This window comes from Ruminococcus sp. OA3, assembly GCF_022440845.1.
GTDB lineage: Bacteria > Bacillota > Clostridia > Lachnospirales > Lachnospiraceae > Ruminococcus_G.
The window spans coordinates 782,015-798,069 of record NZ_JAKNTO010000001.1; the positions used below are offsets into that span (position 1 = coordinate 782,015).

Annotated in this window: 13 protein-coding genes and 1 tRNA gene; 12 read left to right on the forward strand and 2 right to left on the reverse strand. The window is 47.2% G+C overall.

The features are described 5' to 3' along the window. The first annotated feature begins 117 nt into the window (after positions 1 to 117). The 5 genes from MCG98_RS03625 to MCG98_RS03645 all read left to right on the forward strand — a co-directional run bounded on the left by MCG98_RS03625 (position 118) and on the right by MCG98_RS03645 (position 4,875). Positions 118 to 615, forward strand: coding sequence for a MarR family transcriptional regulator (locus MCG98_RS03625; RefSeq protein WP_240300474.1), 498 nt, complete (start codon positions 118 to 120; stop codon positions 613 to 615). Then, entirely contained in the window at positions 581 to 1,999 is a 1,419-nt protein-coding gene (locus MCG98_RS03630) for an MATE family efflux transporter (RefSeq protein WP_240300475.1), read from the forward strand. The genes MCG98_RS03625 and MCG98_RS03630 overlap by 35 nt, the downstream gene beginning before the upstream one ends. 120 nt (positions 2,000 to 2,119) lie before the next feature. Then, positions 2,120 to 2,662 (forward strand): stage V sporulation protein T, encoded by a 543-nt coding sequence (gene spoVT, locus MCG98_RS03635; protein WP_240286032.1) that lies wholly within the window; start codon positions 2,120 to 2,122, stop codon positions 2,660 to 2,662. A 93-nt stretch (positions 2,663 to 2,755) separates the two neighbouring features. After that, entirely contained in the window at positions 2,756 to 2,977 is a 222-nt protein-coding gene (locus MCG98_RS03640; RefSeq protein ID WP_240286034.1) for a hypothetical protein, read from the forward strand. Between the two features lie 2 nt (positions 2,978 to 2,979). Continuing rightward, positions 2,980 to 4,875 carry a cation-translocating P-type ATPase gene (locus tag MCG98_RS03645; RefSeq protein ID WP_240286036.1) on the forward strand — a complete coding sequence of 632 codons (1,896 nt, stop codon included), beginning with the start codon at positions 2,980 to 2,982 and terminating at the stop codon, positions 4,873 to 4,875. On the opposite strand, the gene MCG98_RS03650 is transcribed toward MCG98_RS03645, so the two are convergent. Together MCG98_RS03650 and MCG98_RS03655 are read right to left on the reverse strand one after the other, a co-directional pair. After that, positions 4,832 to 5,395, reverse strand: a complete 564-nt coding sequence (locus MCG98_RS03650; RefSeq protein ID WP_240286038.1) for a M15 family metallopeptidase — start codon at positions 5,393 to 5,395, stop codon at positions 4,832 to 4,834. The genes MCG98_RS03645 and MCG98_RS03650 overlap by 44 nt on opposite strands. 57 nt (positions 5,396 to 5,452) lie before the next feature. After that, positions 5,453 to 6,922, reverse strand: coding sequence for a nicotinate phosphoribosyltransferase (locus MCG98_RS03655; RefSeq protein ID WP_240300476.1), 1,470 nt, complete (start codon positions 6,920 to 6,922; stop codon positions 5,453 to 5,455). 531 nt (positions 6,923 to 7,453) lie between these two features. Here MCG98_RS03655 and MCG98_RS03660 point away from each other — a divergent pair. From MCG98_RS03660 to MCG98_RS03690, 7 genes are all read left to right on the forward strand, one after another. Then, positions 7,454 to 7,525: transfer RNA gene (locus tag MCG98_RS03660), tRNA-Gln, on the forward strand. A gap of 127 nt (positions 7,526 to 7,652) precedes the next feature. Further along, complete coding sequence (locus MCG98_RS03665) at positions 7,653 to 8,357, forward strand: acyl-ACP thioesterase domain-containing protein (protein WP_240300477.1); 705 nt, start codon at positions 7,653 to 7,655, stop codon at positions 8,355 to 8,357. Between the two features lie 8 nt (positions 8,358 to 8,365). After that, complete coding sequence (locus MCG98_RS03670; RefSeq protein WP_240300478.1) at positions 8,366 to 9,208, forward strand: S1-like domain-containing RNA-binding protein; 843 nt, start codon at positions 8,366 to 8,368, stop codon at positions 9,206 to 9,208. 185 nt (positions 9,209 to 9,393) lie between these two features. Next, on the forward strand, positions 9,394 to 12,876 hold the full coding sequence (locus tag MCG98_RS03675) for a DNA polymerase III subunit alpha (RefSeq protein ID WP_240300479.1): 3,483 nt from the start codon (positions 9,394 to 9,396) through the stop codon (positions 12,874 to 12,876). Between the two features lie 66 nt (positions 12,877 to 12,942). Then, positions 12,943 to 13,932, forward strand: coding sequence for a 6-phosphofructokinase (pfkA, locus tag MCG98_RS03680; RefSeq protein WP_240300480.1), 990 nt, complete (start codon positions 12,943 to 12,945; stop codon positions 13,930 to 13,932). Positions 13,933 to 13,981: 49 nt separating this feature from the next. Then, the gene (locus MCG98_RS03685) at positions 13,982 to 15,355 is read left to right on the forward strand and encodes a potassium transporter TrkG (RefSeq protein ID WP_240300481.1); all 1,374 of its coding nucleotides are present in this window, start codon (positions 13,982 to 13,984) and stop codon (positions 15,353 to 15,355) included. 9 nt (positions 15,356 to 15,364) lie between these two features. Beyond that, complete coding sequence (locus tag MCG98_RS03690) at positions 15,365 to 16,024, forward strand: TrkA family potassium uptake protein (protein ID WP_240300482.1); 660 nt, start codon at positions 15,365 to 15,367, stop codon at positions 16,022 to 16,024. Positions 16,025 to 16,055: the final 31 nt, after the last annotated feature.

A 16,055-nucleotide genomic window follows, 5' to 3' on the forward strand; every position in this document is an offset into this window, starting at 1 on the left:
AGAAAAAATAAAAAGTTGACTCTTCAACTATGGTGGGATATAATATGCATATAAAAAGTTGCGGAGTCAACTTTTTTTGTGCCTTAAAAAGTAAATTTGACAGATGGAGGGGAGTGTATGAAGCAACAGAAAGTCACAATCGCAAAATATATTTCAATTTTATACCGAAATTCCCGCAGATATTTTGATATGGCAATGGAGGAGGATCTTGTCGGTAGCGGTCAGCATTTTTTTTTGCTGAGGATATATGAAAACCAGGGGATCACGATGTATGATCTTGCCAGACTGGGGAATTTTGACAAGGGAACGGTGACAAAAGCAGTGCAGAAGCTCCTGGATATGGGATGCATCCGTATAGAAACAGACAGCCGAGACCGGCGTATCCGGCATCTGTTCGTTGAGGACGGGGCGATGAAGTATATTCAGGAAATATATAAAATCAGAGAACATTGGCAGGAGCTGCTGTTTGACGGCTTTTCTAAAGAGGAAGAGAGTATGGTCTATGAGGCGCTTAAGGGGATGGCAGAGAGATCCTGCATGGCGCTGGATAATTTGACAGGAAAGGAGCAGAACGAAAAATATGACACATGTAAAACAGATACAGGAAAACAATAATGGATTAACAAAAACAGAAAATCCGCTGGGGACACAGCCGATAGGGAAGCTGTTGATTACCTTTTCGGTGCCGGCTATCATCTCATGTCTGATCAATTCTATCTATAATATTGTTGACCAGATTTTTATCGGGCAGGGCATCGGTTACCTGGGAAATGCTGCGACAACAGTAGCATTCCCGATTATGACGCTTCTGCTTGCATTTGGAACACTGATTGGTTCCGGAAGCAGCGCCCACGCGGCGATAAGGCTGGGCGAGAAAAAAGAAGATGAGGCAGAAAAAACTTTAAACAATGCCTTTGTCTTTACCATTTTAATAAGCGTTGTTTTAATGGCGCTCGGGCTTACATTTCTCCGTCCGATATTAAAGGTATTTGGGGCAACAGAGACAGTGATGCCCTATGCTGTTGATTATACATCAATCATACTGCTGGGAACCCCGTTCAACATGGTCAGCATTGTGCTTTCAAATCTGGCAAGAACTGATGGCCATCCCAGGCTTTCCATGTATGGCATGCTCATTGGAGCTGGTTTAAATACAATTCTTGACCCCATATATATCTTTGTATTTCACTGGGGTGTAAAGGGAGCTGCGGTTGCGACCATTACCTCGCAGATCATCTCAGCGATCGTCCTGAGCGTTTACTTTATGCGTTCGTCGAAGAATCCTCTCCATATGAGGATCAGAAGAAAGCAGATGAGGCTGAAAGGAAAACTTATCGGAAGTTTTCTGACACTTGGCATATCTTCCGGGATCACACAGTCCGTCGCCTGTATCATGCAGGTGGTGATGAATAATTCCCTTGTGTACTATGGCGATAAAAGTCCGATTGGCGGAGATGTTGCTTTGAGCGCAATGGGTATCGTAATGAAAATAGCCATGATTATGGGGGCGGTTGGTATAGGAGTTGGAATCGGAGCACAGCCCATCCTGGGATATAACCGGGGAGCCGGAAAATACCGCAGGATCAAAGAGACATACATATGGGCGGCAGTATCGGCTACGGTTTTGATCTTTCTTGGGTGGATCGTATGCCAGACCCGGCCGGAGGCGATAATCGGGCTTTTTGGAAAAGAAAACCAGGAGTTTACTGATTTTGCAGTAAAATGCCTGCGGACTTATCTGTTCAGCATTTTCTGTGCCGGTTTTCAAATTGTATCCACGAATTATTTTCAGGCAACGGGACAGCCATTAAAGGCTTCACTGCTTTCCATGCTCCGCCAGCTGCTCCTGCTGATACCACTGATCCTCATTCTGCCGCTTTTCATGGGACTGGATGGAATACTCTACTCCGCGCCTGTTGCGGATGTCGCGTCTGCAGTCATCGTTGCGCTTTTTATTGTTCCTGAAATGCGAAAACTGAATAATCAGATTAAAAAATAAAAGCAAGGAAAATCTTCCTTTTCCTATGTCGTTATGTGTATATTAATCCATTTTATAACAGATAATAGTATCAAATCGTATAAACGGATTAACAGATAAAGACAACGGAGGAATCGGAATATGAAAGCAACGGGAATTGTACGCCGTATTGATGACTTGGGACGTGTGGTGGTGCCGAAAGAAATCCGAAGGACACTTCGCATCCGGGAAGGTGAGCCGATGGAAATTTTCACCGGACGGGAAGGCGAGATCGTTCTGAAAAAGTATTCACCTATAGGAGAACTGAGTAAATATGCCAGAGAATTTGCAGATGCAATTTCTTTTGTTACGGGATGTCTTGCCTGTATCTCTGACCATGATCAGATCGTGGCAGCGGCGGGTCCGGAACAGAAGGAATATAATCAGAAAGCGATCAGCCCTGAACTGGAAAAAATGATCGCAAACAGGGAAAGTGCGCAGATTGCAGCAAACAGCGATAAACACATTCGTTTCGTGGAATCACAGGATGAGAATCATATGTCAGCAGTTATTCAGCCGATCATCAGTGCCGGTGACGCCATCGGGTCCGTTATCATTGCAAGCGGGAAAAAAGAGATAGGCGAAGCGGAGAAGAAAATGGCACAGATGGCGGCTGTTTTTCTCGGTAAGCAGATGGAAAACTAATAATGTGCGGACTCCTTCTTGACACCTTCTTCAGAAGTGTTATAATACTAGTAAAATATCCCCCCAGGGGGGATATGAGAAGGAGGGACTGTTATGTTAGTACAGATGAACAAAATGAATGAAACCGTAGTGCCGGATACACTTATTTTGCATGAAGGAAAACACGGAGTACTGGATGGGGTGGAGGATATGGACGATATCTTTGGCGTCCCGGATGAGGAACGCCATCACCGCCATCGCCATGAGGAAAGCGGCGAAAATAAAGGGAAAAAGAAAGATTCCATTTTCAGGAGACATCGCCGCGGGGAGTCCTGATGATGAAAAAAATGTTATGGAAGACCATGAGGTTCCCGGCGCTTATAGCGATTCTGATTGTTGTTGCTGCACTATTGGATTTTGGTCTGCACATACCGTTTACCATACCGTTTTCGGTTATTCCACTAACCCTGGCAGGGGGATATGTCTGCTGGTCGACAGTGTCCGCGGTAATTTCTTTAAAGAAGGTTACCGCAGGTGTTCTGGTAGTTTTTGCACTTGTCGGGACTACGTATGTAGGTGAATATCTGTCGGGAGCGATCGTATCATTTATGATGATCTTTGGGGAAGCGCTGGAAGAGCTTACGATGGAACGCACAAAAAATGCAGTCAGGGATCTGATATCCCTGGTTCCGCCTGTATGCAGAAAGTACATAGATGAGGAGTTCAGGGAAGTATCTATCAGGACAGTCCGCCCCGGAGATATCCTGAAGGTCATTCCGGGAGAACGGATACCCGTAGACGGTGTCATAATAAAGGGGCAGGCTTCTGTCAATGAAGCTTCTATAACCGGGGAGAGTCTGCCTGTAGATAAAACGGTCGATGATACGGTATTTGTGGGTGCGCTGAATGAAAACGGTGTTATCGAAATAAAAACTGTTAAGATCGGAAGCGATACAGTTCTGGGTAAGATCATCGGTACTGTTCGGGAAGCACAGGAGAATAAGGGAAGTACACAGAGAATCGCAGATACATTTGCAAATTATTTTCTGCCGGTGATACTTATTATCTGTGCAATCGTAGGGATTGCCACCAGAGACATTATGCGGGTGATGACAATTCTTGTGATTGCATGTCCGTGTGCACTGGTCCTTGCGACGCCCACGGCAGTGATCGCCAGTGTAGGAAACGCGGCAAAACGCGGAATTATCCTGAAGGGCGGCAGTTCGATTGAACGATGCGCTGAAATTACGGCGGTCTGCCTTGACAAGACGGGTACGCTGACAAAGGGCAGACCGAGAGTGGTATCCTTTGTCTCGTGGGGTTCTGAGCCAGAGACGCTGGAGGCGCTTGGAATTGCCGAGAAAAATTCGCAGCATCCGATAGCGGGTGCCGTCATAGACTATTTAAAAAATGTAAAGAAGATGGATATGTCCGGGGTTGCTGACGGCGAATTTGAAATGCTTTTTGGCAGGGGAGTCCGGGTGAGTGTGCAGGGCGCAGTTTATGAGGTGTCCAATAGGAAAATTCTCGAGAACTGTGAGCCTGATGATGGAAAGGCAGAGGAATTTCTGGACCGTGAAGAAAAGCTTGGAAGGACAGCCATGCTGATTGTCAGCGGACGGAGAATACTGGGCGGGATTTCCGTGGCAGATACGCTGAGGGAATCTGTCCCGGAGACGATACAGTCACTGCGGGAGATGGGGATTGACCGGATTGTGATGCTGACGGGGGACAATGAAGCCACCGCTAAGGAAATATGCAGCCAGGCGGGCATCACAGAATATCATGCAGGACTTTTACCGGATGAGAAGCTGAAGTATCTGGAAGAACTGAAAAAACAAGGCGAGAAAGTGGCGATGGTGGGGGATGGAGTCAATGATGCGCCGGCGCTGGCACTTGCAGATGTGGGGATTGCAATGGGAGCTGCCGGAACAGATGTGGCGGTGGAAACGGCCGATATCGCTTTTATGGCTGATAATATAGAGGCGTTTCCGTTTACGCTCGCGCTTTCAAGACGGACCGCGCATGTTATCCGGCAGAACATCATTGTATTTGCCTGTATTGTCAATATATGCGGTGTACTGCTGTCTGGGCTGGGCTTTCTGAACCCGGTTGTCGGCGCACTGATCCACAATGCTTCTTCTATATTTGTAGTGCTGAATTCATCGCGTATGCTGAGCTGGCATCTGTCTACATCAGATAAAACTCTTCGAGTGTCAGACCAGTCAGTGTGAGGTAAAGAGCCAGTGAACGTGTCACATACCGGATATGCCAGGGTTCCCAGGCATATCCGGTTATTTCCGTCTTGCAGGCCGGATAACGCAGGATAAAACCAAAAAGAGCAGCATTTTTGGCGAGCCATTTACCTTCTCTGGTGCGTGCAAACTCGTCGGTCAGATCATAGTCAATGCTTTTGCACGAGACATCAAGGGCCAGTCCGCTCTGATGTTCACTGGCACCCGGCGGTGCGATAAACAGGTTATCTTCCGGATCTTCAAGTATTGCGATTCTTTCGTCGTAGATTTCTTTCTGGCGTGCATACGACCGGTAGCCGGAAACCCCGTACAGCTGAATCCCTTCCCACCTCGCCTGGGCGAAGAGAAGGGCAGCCCAATCGGCGGCCTCTTTGCGCATCAGCTTTTTGCTGTCCCCGCGGGGAGCGCAGAATGGGAAGACGGCTTCCGTCAGGTCTTTTGGTACGTAGGTTTCTGATAAACGGTGTTCGCGATTGATGAGACGGGCATAGGAATTCATAAAAAACCTCCGGTATCTTAGCTTTTTACAGCGTATGACGACCGGAGGCAAAGTATGTTATTGATATTTTAAAGCTTCGGTTCCCATCTCTTCCAACAATTCACTTTTAATCTTAAAAAGCTTGTCTGACAGATCGACGTATACCTCATGTGGATTGACAAGACGCCGTGTCTCATCCCACAGTGTCTCCTGCTCCTTCCTGCAGATCCCCTGGATTTCCATTACACTCGGGGACTGATAGACACATTCACCCTTCAGGAACACCGGAACCAGAAGCTCCCGCAGGGTATAGGTACCTCCCTCAATTTTTGTCTTCTTCCATGTCTCAAGCGGATCAAAAATAATCATATCCCTGGAATCGTCAAATGTTTCGTCTGCCAGGCAGATCAGGTCTGCCCGGATTTTTCCGTTTTCTTTATCATAAATCCGATAAATCGTTTTGTTTCCGGGATTGGTCACCTTCTCCGAATTCTCAGAAAGTTTAATCTTCGGAATGAAATCATCATCTCCGGATTCTCTGATCGCAGCCAGTTTATAAACACCCCCGAATGCCGGGCAGTCTTTCGATGTGATAAGATTTGTACCCACACCCCAGGAGTTGATTTTGGCGCCCTGGGCTTTCAGGCTGTCAATCAGATGCTCATCCAGATCACTTGAGGCAGAGATAATGGCATCACCAAAACCGGCACGTTCCAGCAGTGTATGGGCTTTCTTGGAAAGGTAAGCGAGGTCTCCGCTGTCAATACGGATTCCGTATCCCTTAAAATCAGAGTGTTTTTCTTTCATTTCCTGGAAGACACGAATTGCATTTGGAACCCCTGACTTCAACACATCATAAGTATCCACCAGCAGGATACATGCGTCAGGATAGAGGTTGGCGTACGTCTTAAATGCTGTGTACTCATCCGGGAAGCTCATGATCCAGCTGTGAGCATGTGTGCCTTTTACAGGGACATCGAACATCTGTCCTGTCAGTACGTTGGAAGTTCCCACACATCCGGCGATCACCGCGGCACGTGCACCGTAGATGCCGGCATCCGGTCCCTGGGCCCGGCGAAGACCGAATTCCATCACACCGTCGCCCTGAGCTGCATATACAACGCGGGCAGCCTTGGTGGCGATCAGGCTCTGGTGGTTGACGATGTTTAAGATCGCGGTTTCGAGAAGCTGCGCTTCCATCACCGGGGCGATTACCTTCAGCAGAGGCTCTCTTGGAAATACGACCGTCCCTTCAGGAATGGCATAGATGTCTCCTGTAAAATGAAAACCTCTTAAATATTCCAGAAAGTCACGGTCAAAGATATTCAGGCTTTTTAAATATTCAATATCGTCCGGTGTGAAATGAAGGTCCCGGACATATTCAATGATCTGCTCAAGCCCTGCTGCGATCGCATAACCGCCTTCGCATGGATTGCGGCGGTAAAAGGCATCGAAAACGACCATTTGATCTGTGGGATTTTTAAAATAACCCTGCATCATGGTCAGCTCATAAAGATCTGTAAGCAGGGTAAGGTTTAAAGCACGCATAATATTTGATTTCTCCTTAAGTAAATTCTTACTGAAAAACGTCAGAAAGTATGAAAATATGTAACTGTACACGACCGCACATCTTCTTGCATGACCTGATGCCGGGCAAGAAGCATCGGAGGTTCCTCCGATGGGAAGATAGCTATAAAAAACTGCTTACAAGCAAGCTTGATGCTGTTTTTTATAGCTATCTTTCCGCCGTCCTGAACGGTTACGAAAATATTATAGCACTGCGAAAATGTAATGTAAATAAAAACGTCGTTTTATAGCCGGCTGCAGGTGATTTTAGACGGTTAAATCTCTTACTACGATCAGCTGAGAATGGTCCCAAAGTTATTAATTCTCAAATTTTCCTCTAAATATCCAGATGCTTTAGCGATTGTTTTTTATATCATAATTCCAAAGCAAACATTCAGTTGAAAAATATCGAAAAAACAAGGCGGATAAATCTGGGGGAAAAAATTTAAAAAAGTTGTAAAAAGTACTTGCATTTTTTTTCTGAATGCTATATAATTCATTTTGTCGCGAAATTGGGCTATCGCCAAATGGTAAGGCAACGGACTCTGACTCCGTCATTTCAAGGTTCGAATCCTTGTAGCCCAGCTGAGAGCATCTCGTAAGAGGTGCTCTTTTTATTTTGCGATACTGAAAAGAAAGAGTGATTGTATTTACGTTTGTGAGTGGTGTATAATGAGACAGTTAAAAACTGATACTCAAGAAGGAGAGACAGATGCCATATTCATTCAAAAGCAGAGTGCGCTTCAGCGAGATTGGTGAAGACAGGAAGATGTCACTGAACAGCATTTTAAATTATTATCAGGACTGCAGCAATTTTCATTCGGAAGAAGTGGGGCTGGGGCTTTCGCATCTTGAAGCGAAAAAGCGGGCATGGATGCTTTCTTCCTGGCAAATCCGTGTAGATCGTTATCCGGTGATGGGGGAACCTCTGGTTGTCAGTACCTGGGCGTATGACTTTAAAGGCTTTTACGGCTATAGGAATTTTCTGCTGAAAACAGAAGAGGGAGAACTTTTATCGTATGCCAATTCCCTGTGGATCTTTATCAATACGGAAACGGGGAGTCCGGCCAGAATTGATTCGGAGGAGGCAGAAGGGTACGTGACAGAAGAAAAGTTTCCGATGGAGTATGCACCGCGAAAAGTACCGGTTCCTGAGGCGGGCGATAAAATGGAAGGATTCACAGTGAAACATCATCACCTGGATGTTTATCATCACGTAAATAACGGGCAGTACATTCAGATGGCGCGTGAGTTCCTTCCGGAAGATTTTAAAATAAGCCAGATGCGTGCGGAATATAAAAAGCAGGCAGTGCTTGACAGTGTTGTGATACCTGTGGTACACAAAGAGGAGAACAGTTTTACAGTGGCCCTGTGTGCAGAGGATGAAGATCCTTACGCAGTGGTGGAATTTCAATAGGAGAATATATGATTCAGATAGGAAAAAAGCAGAAGCTTATAATTGTGAAGACGGTAGATTTTGGTGTGTATCTGGCAGAAAACAGGGAAGAAAAAGAGGCGGAGCGTGTGCTGCTTCCTAAAAAGCAGGTTCCGCAAGGTGCAAAAACAGGAGACGAGCTGGAGGTATTTATCTACCGGGATTCCAGTGACCGCCCTATCGCTACGGTAAATGAGCCGGTAGCACAGCTCAATAAAACAGCGGTGTTCAAGGTGTCAGATGTGGGTAAGATCGGCGCCTTCCTGGACTGGGGACTGGAAAAGGACCTGCTGCTTCCATTTCGTGAGCAGACGAAAAAGGTCCGGCCCGGAGAGGAAGTGCTGGCCGCGGTCTATCTTGATAAAAGCAGCAGACTTTGTGCAACCATGAAAGTCTACCATTATCTGAAGACAAATTCTCCATATGTGATAGGAGATGAAGCGGAAGGACGGGTATACGAGATCAGCGATAATTTCGGTGTGTTCGTGGCGGTGGATGACCAGTACTCAGGACTGATCCCGAAACAGGAAGCACAGGGAACTTACCGTGTCGGAGATACTCTGAAACTGCGCGTGACAGCAGTGAAAGAAGACGGGAAACTGAATCTGACTGCTCAGAAAAAAGCGTATCTTCAGATGGATGAGGATGCGGAAGCAGTCTTCCGTGTGATCGAGGAATTCGCAGGGGTACTGCCATTCGATGATAAAGCTTCCCCTGAGGTCATAAAAAGGGAGTTTGGCCTTAGTAAAGCGGCGTTTAAACGGGCGGTCGGCCATCTGCTGAAAGAAAAGAAAGCTGCGATCAGAGACGGCAAAATTTATATCTTAAAATAAGTTATATCAGAGCGGTAAACAGCAGATAAAGGACGGTTTGCAGGACATTGACTCCTGCAGACCGTTTTTTACATGCAAATATGAGGGGCACAAATGTTCGCAGGCACCTTGTAACTTTGACTGGTCATATAGTATAATATCAACAGAGATAACCGTGGAAAAATATTGAACGAAGGAGAAATTACGTGGAATTTACACATTTGCATGTTCATACGGAATACAGTCTTCTGGACGGTTCCAATAAGATAAAAGAATACGTGGCGAGAGTGAAGGAACTCGGGATGGACAGTGCTGCCATCACGGACCACGGGGTCATGTATGGGGTGATCGATTTCTATCGCGCGGCCAGGGAAGCAGGGATACGCCCGATTCTGGGCTGTGAGGTTTATGTTGCTCCGAATTCCAGATATGACAGAGAAGCAGGGGGCGGGGATGACAGATATTACCACCTGGTCCTGCTCGCAGAGAACAATCAGGGATATCAAAATCTGATGAAGATCGTTTCCAAGGGATTCGTGGAAGGCTTCTATTATAAGCCGAGAGTTGATCTGGAGGTGCTTGAGGAGTATCATGAAGGGATCATAGCATTGAGTGCCTGCCTTGCAGGTGAAGTAGCACGCTGCCTTCAGAAAGGGCTGTACGATGAGGCGAAAAAAAGTGCGCTTCGTTACCGGGATATTTTCGGGGAGGATTCTTTCTTCCTGGAACTCCAGGATCACGGAATTCCGAACCAGAAGATGGTCAATCAGCAGCTTGTGCGCATGAGCCAGGAAACAGGGATCGAACTGGTGTGTACAAATGATATCCACTATACGTATGCGGAGGATGAGACATCCCACGATATCCTGCTGTGTATTCAGACGAATAAAAAGGTACAGGATGAAGACCGGATGCGCTATGAGGGCGGACAGTATTATGTAAAGTCACCGGAAGAAATGGAGGAACTCTTCCCATATGCACCGCAGGCGTTAAAAAACACTCATAAAATAGCCATGCGCTGTAATGTGGAGATTGAATTCGGAGTCACAAAGCTTCCAAAATACGATGTGCCTGATGGCTACACTTCCTGGGAATACCTCAACAAACTGTGTTTTGATGGTCTGGAGGAACTGTATCGGCCGGTTACTGAGGAGCAAAGAGAACGCCTGACGTATGAACTGGAGACAATCCGGACCATGGGGTACGTGGATTACTTTCTGATCGTATGGGACTTTATCAAATATGCACGTGATCATGATATTATCGTTGGCCCGGGGCGCGGCTCTGCGGCGGGCAGCCTGGTATCGTATACGCTTGGCATAACAAAACTGGATCCCATGAAATATCAGCTGCTGTTCGAACGATTTCTGAACCCTGAGCGTGTATCCATGCCGGATATCGATATTGATTTCTGCTTTGAGCGCAGACAGGAAGTCATAGACTACGTGGTTGAGAAATACGGTAAGGACCGCGTGGTACAGATCGTAACATTTGGTACCATGGCGGCGCGGGGTGTGATCCGCGATGTCGGGCGGGCGCTCGATCTGCCGTATGCGATGGTGGATTCCATCGCCAAGATGATTCCTAATGAATTAAACATTACAATTGATAAAGCATTGAATATGAACCGGGAACTCAGGAAACTCTATGAGGAAGATCCTCAGATGAAATACCTGATCGATATGTCAAAACGTCTGGAAGGACTGCCGCGTCATACATCCATGCATGCGGCGGGGGTCGTCATCAGCCAGAAGGCCGTGGATGAGTATGTGCCCCTGTCCAAGGCGTCGGATGGCTCCGTCACCACACAGTTTACGATGACCACGCTGGAAGAACTGGGGCTGCTGAAAATGGATTTCCTGGGTTTGCGCACCCTTACGGTGATACAGAATGCGGTGAAGCTGGCAGAGCACAGTACGGGAAAGCCGTTGAATATTGATGCTGTTGATTATAATGATCCCAGTGTGCTTGCGATGATCGGTGCAGGGAAGACCGAGGGCGTCTTTCAGCTTGAAAGTGCAGGGATGAAAAACTTTATGAAGGAACTAAAGCCCCAGAGTCTTGAGGATATCATAGCGGGTATCTCGCTTTACCGTCCGGGACCCATGGATTTTATTCCGCAGTATATTAAAGGAAAAAACCACCCAGAGACAACGACTTATGACTGCCCGCAGCTGAAGCCTATCCTGGAGGCGACGTACGGATGCATTGTGTATCAGGAGCAGGTTATGCAGATCGTGCGTGACCTGGCAGGCTATACACTGGGCAGAAGTGATCTGGTACGCCGTGCCATGTCGAAAAAAAAGGCGGCTGTTATGGCCAAAGAGCGACAGAATTTTGTCTATGGAAACGTGGAGGAAGATGTGCCGGGATGTGTCAGCAGAGGAATTTCTGAACAGGTCGCAAATAAGATCTATGACGACATGACGGATTTTGCAAAGTATGCATTTAATAAATCACATGCGGCTGCATATGCTGTAGTTTCCTATCAGACAGCGTATCTGAAATATTATTTTCCGGTTGAATTCATGGCGGCACTGATGACTTCCTGTGTAGATAACCCTTCCAAGGTCTCAGAATATATCTTAACGTGCAGGCAGATGAAAATCGATATTCTTCCGCCGGATATCAATCAGAGTGTGGGTGTGTTTTCTGTAGAGGGGGGAGCGATTCGTTACGGACTGGCCGCCATTAAGGGAATCGGACAGCCTGTTCAGGAGGCGATCGTTGAAGAGAGAGACAAGCAGGGGCCTTATACATCACTGAAAAATTTTATTGAGCGGCTGACAGGCAAAGAAGTAAATAAACGCACACTCGAGAACTTCATTAAAGCCGGTGCATTTGACGGACTGGGCGGGAGCAGGAAGCAGTACATGATGGTCTATGCACAGGTTCTGGATGGTGTAAGCCAGGAAAAGAAAAATTCAATGACCGGCCAGATGTCACTGTTTGACATGATGGGGGAAGAAGAAAAACAGGCGTATGAGATTCAGCTTCCGGATGTCGGTGAATTTGACCGGGAACTTCTGCTTTCGTTTGAAAAAGAGGTGCTGGGCGTCTACATCAGCGGTCATCCGCTGGAGGAATATGAAGCGCAGTGGCGGGCCCAGATTTCTGCTGTGACATCAGATTTTTATCCCGATGAGGAGACCGGGTATCCCAGGATTGCGGACGGTTCGAAGCAGATTGTCGGCGGCATGATCACGGAAAAAACCATAAAATACACGAAAAATAATAAGACCATGGCTTTCCTGACAGTGGAGGACCTTGTGGGGACTGTGGAAGTCGTCGTATTCCCACGGGATTATGAGACAAATGCCCATTTAATGAATGAAGACTCGAAAGTATTCATAAAAGGACGGGTTTCCGCGGAAGATGACAAGCCCAGTAAGCTTATCTGTGAATCCATCACGCCGTTTGGAGAGATTCCGCGTCAGCTGTGGATCCAGTTTGCGGACAAAAAAGAGTATGAGAACAACGTGGCCGGGTTATATGAGACACTGAGAGAGTCGGATGGAAGGGATGAGGTTATCCTGTTTATCCGGTCGGATAAGACGATGAAAAAGCTTCCGCCGTCCAGGAGTGTCGGTATTGACGATCGGCTGATCGACACACTTTCACGCAAATATGGAGAGCAGAATGTGAAAGTTAAAGAAATGAGTATTGAAAAACATGGAAAAATGCATTAAAATATAAGATATTACCAGAATTGGATACAAAAAACCAAAGTGTTAAACCCTTTTGGAGGAAGAAATATGGCGAATAATAAGGTAAATACCATCGGAGTTTTAACCAGCGGGGGGGATGCTCCCGGTATGAATGCCGCAATCCGTGCGGTTGTGAGGCGCGGACTGTCCAAGGGATGTCATATGAAGGGCATATTAAAAGGATACGACGGACTGCTGAATGAAGAAATCATAGATATGGAAGCCAAAGACGTGTCAGATACGATAGAACGGGGGGGAACAGTTCTTTATACTGCCCGCTGTGCGGAGATGCGTACGGAGGACGGCCAGAAAAAGGCAGTGGAGATCTGCGGACGTCATGGGATTGACGGCCTGGTAGTGATCGGCGGAGATGGTTCTTTTGCCGGTGCACAGAGACTGGCAAATCTTGGAGTGAATGTCGTTGGAGTGCCGGGAAGTATTGACCTTGATATCGCCTGTACGGATTATACGATTGGTTTTGACACGGCAGTCAATACTGCGATGGAAGCGATCGATAAAGTCCGTGATACCTCAACCTCTCATGAACGATGCAGTATCATCGAGGTTATGGGAAGAAATGCAGGATACATAGCCCTTTGGTGCGGAATTGCAAATGGTGCGGAGGATATCCTTCTTCCTGAAAAATATGATTATGATGAGGAAAAGATCATCAACAATATCATTGAAAACCGTAAAAGAGGTAAAAAACATCATATCATCATCAATGCGGAAGGAATCGGTCACTCTACCAGTATGGCAAAACGTATTGAGGCGGCGACAGGTATCGGAACGCGTGCGACAATTCTCGGACACATGCAGCGGGGCGGGAGCCCTACATGCAAAGACCGTGTTTATGCATCTATAATGGGGGCGTATGCAGTTGATCTGCTTGTAGCGGGAAAGACGAAACGTGTTGTCGCTTACAAGAATGGTGAATATGTGGACTTTGATATCAACGAAGCACTGGCTATGGAAAAAGGAATTCCGGAATACCAGTATGAAGTTGCGAGATCATTGTCAGCAAATTACGCAAAATAACAGTTAGGTAATGGGGCTGCGTCAGCAGCCCCATTTTTTACAGGTGATTATGGATACCAGATTACACATTAAACAAAAAAGAATAAAGGCGGAACAGGCGGTGGCTGTAGGATTCTTCCTGAGTATCTTACTGGGAAGTGTTCTGCTTGCCCTTCCGATTAGCGCGGCTGACGGCCAGACGACACCGTATATAGACGCTCTGTTTACGGCAGTCACTTCTGTCTGTGTGACCGGACTTGTGACAGTCACGACAGCTCTGCACTGGAGTGTTTTCGGCAAGGTTGTGATTCTGATACTGATCCAGATCGGTGGTCTTGGGATTATGAGTATCATGACCGTATTCTTTCTGGCTCTGCGAAGGAGGATATCACTGGGAAACCAGAAGCTGTTGAAAGAGAGTTATAACCTCGGACAGATGGAGGGGGTGGTGGGGATGGTAAAAAAAATCATCCTGGGCACACTCACCGTAGAAGGCGCGGGGGCGGTGCTGTATGCATGCAGTCTCGTTCCTGAATACGGCCTGCGCAAAGGTGTTTTTATGTCTGTGTTTAATGCCGTTTCCTGCTTCTGCAATGCGGGGATGGATATTATCGGTCCGGACAGCCTGAAGCCGTTTTTCAGCAATCCCCTGATGAACATCACAACCATGCTGCTGATCATACTTGGCGGTATTGGTTTCATCGTGTGGTGGGATATCCTGAATTTTATTAAAAGCAGACGGGGAGCAGGCAGAAAGCGCAACCGTCAGCTGGGGCTGCATACGAAGCTGGTGCTGACTGTGACTGCGATCCTGATCGCCGGGGGAGCACTGCTGATCCTGATGTTTGAATGGAGCAATTCCAGGACTCTTGGGAACCTGTCGGTTCCTGACAAGCTGATGGCTGCCGTATTTCAGTCGGTAACAACAAGGACGGCAGGCTTTGAGACGATCTCACAGGCCAGTTTTTCAGATGCGACGGCACTGCTTTCAATGGTGCTGATGTTTATCGGAGGTTCACCGCTCGGAACTGCAGGGGGGATGAAGACAACTTCGGCAGCGCTTGTGGTGCTGCTGGTCTGCATGTTTATTCAGGGGGAAGAGAATATTGTGCTGTTTAAACGCAGGATTTCCATGAACAATGTCCGAACGGCAGTGGTTGTCGTATCGGTCGGACTGACTGTGGCGATTACGGGGACCCTGCTGCTTACACTGGCAGCAGACGCGCCATTTCTGGATGCGGCGTACGAAGTGGTGTCGGCACTCGGCACTGTGGGACTGACCAGGGGGCTGACGCCTCATCTGCCGTGGGCCGGCAAAATTATTATAATGGTGATCATGTATATAGGGAGGATCGGTCCGATCACCCTGATGCTGGCACTCGTAAGAAAGAGACGGAAAAAGCAGCAGATTCAGTATCCGGAACAACAGATTATGATAGGATAGGTGAGAAGTATGGGAAAAAAACAGTATGCCGTATTTGGGCTTGGAAAGTTTGGCTGGAGTGTCGCAATGACGCTTGCACAGAGCGGGTGTGAGGTTCTCGCAGTCGACAAGAACAGGGAGATTGTCGAGGCGATAGCCGATGAAGTGACTTGTGCAGTGCATGCAGATATGACCAACCCGAAAGCGGTTCACAGCCTTGGTCTTGACGGCATCGATGTGGCGGTGATTGCGCTGGCTGAGGACATGGAGACAAGTATTATGGGCACCATACTTGTAAAAGAGGCGAATGTTCCGTATGTGCTGGCAAAGGCTGTCAGTGCGCTGCATGCGACAATACTGAAAAAGATAGGAGCCGATGAGGTCGTATTTCCGGAACAGGATTCAGGCGTCCGGGTGGCAAGAAATCTGGTATCAGGGGGATTTGAAGATTTGTTTTCCCTTTCCGATACATTCAGCATGGTGGAGATGAAAGTGCCGGAGCAGTGGGCCGGCAAAACACTACGTGAACTGGACTTAAGGGGCCGCTGTCACATTAATGTAGTGGCACTGAAGAAGGATGAGGATATAAGAGTTAATCTGAATCCTGATGAAGAGGTGGACGGCAGAGCGACAATGGTACTGATCGGCAATAATATTGATTTAGAAAGAATGAAGGGCAAATTAAAGTAATATGATAACAAGTACAGCAAATCGTCAGGTG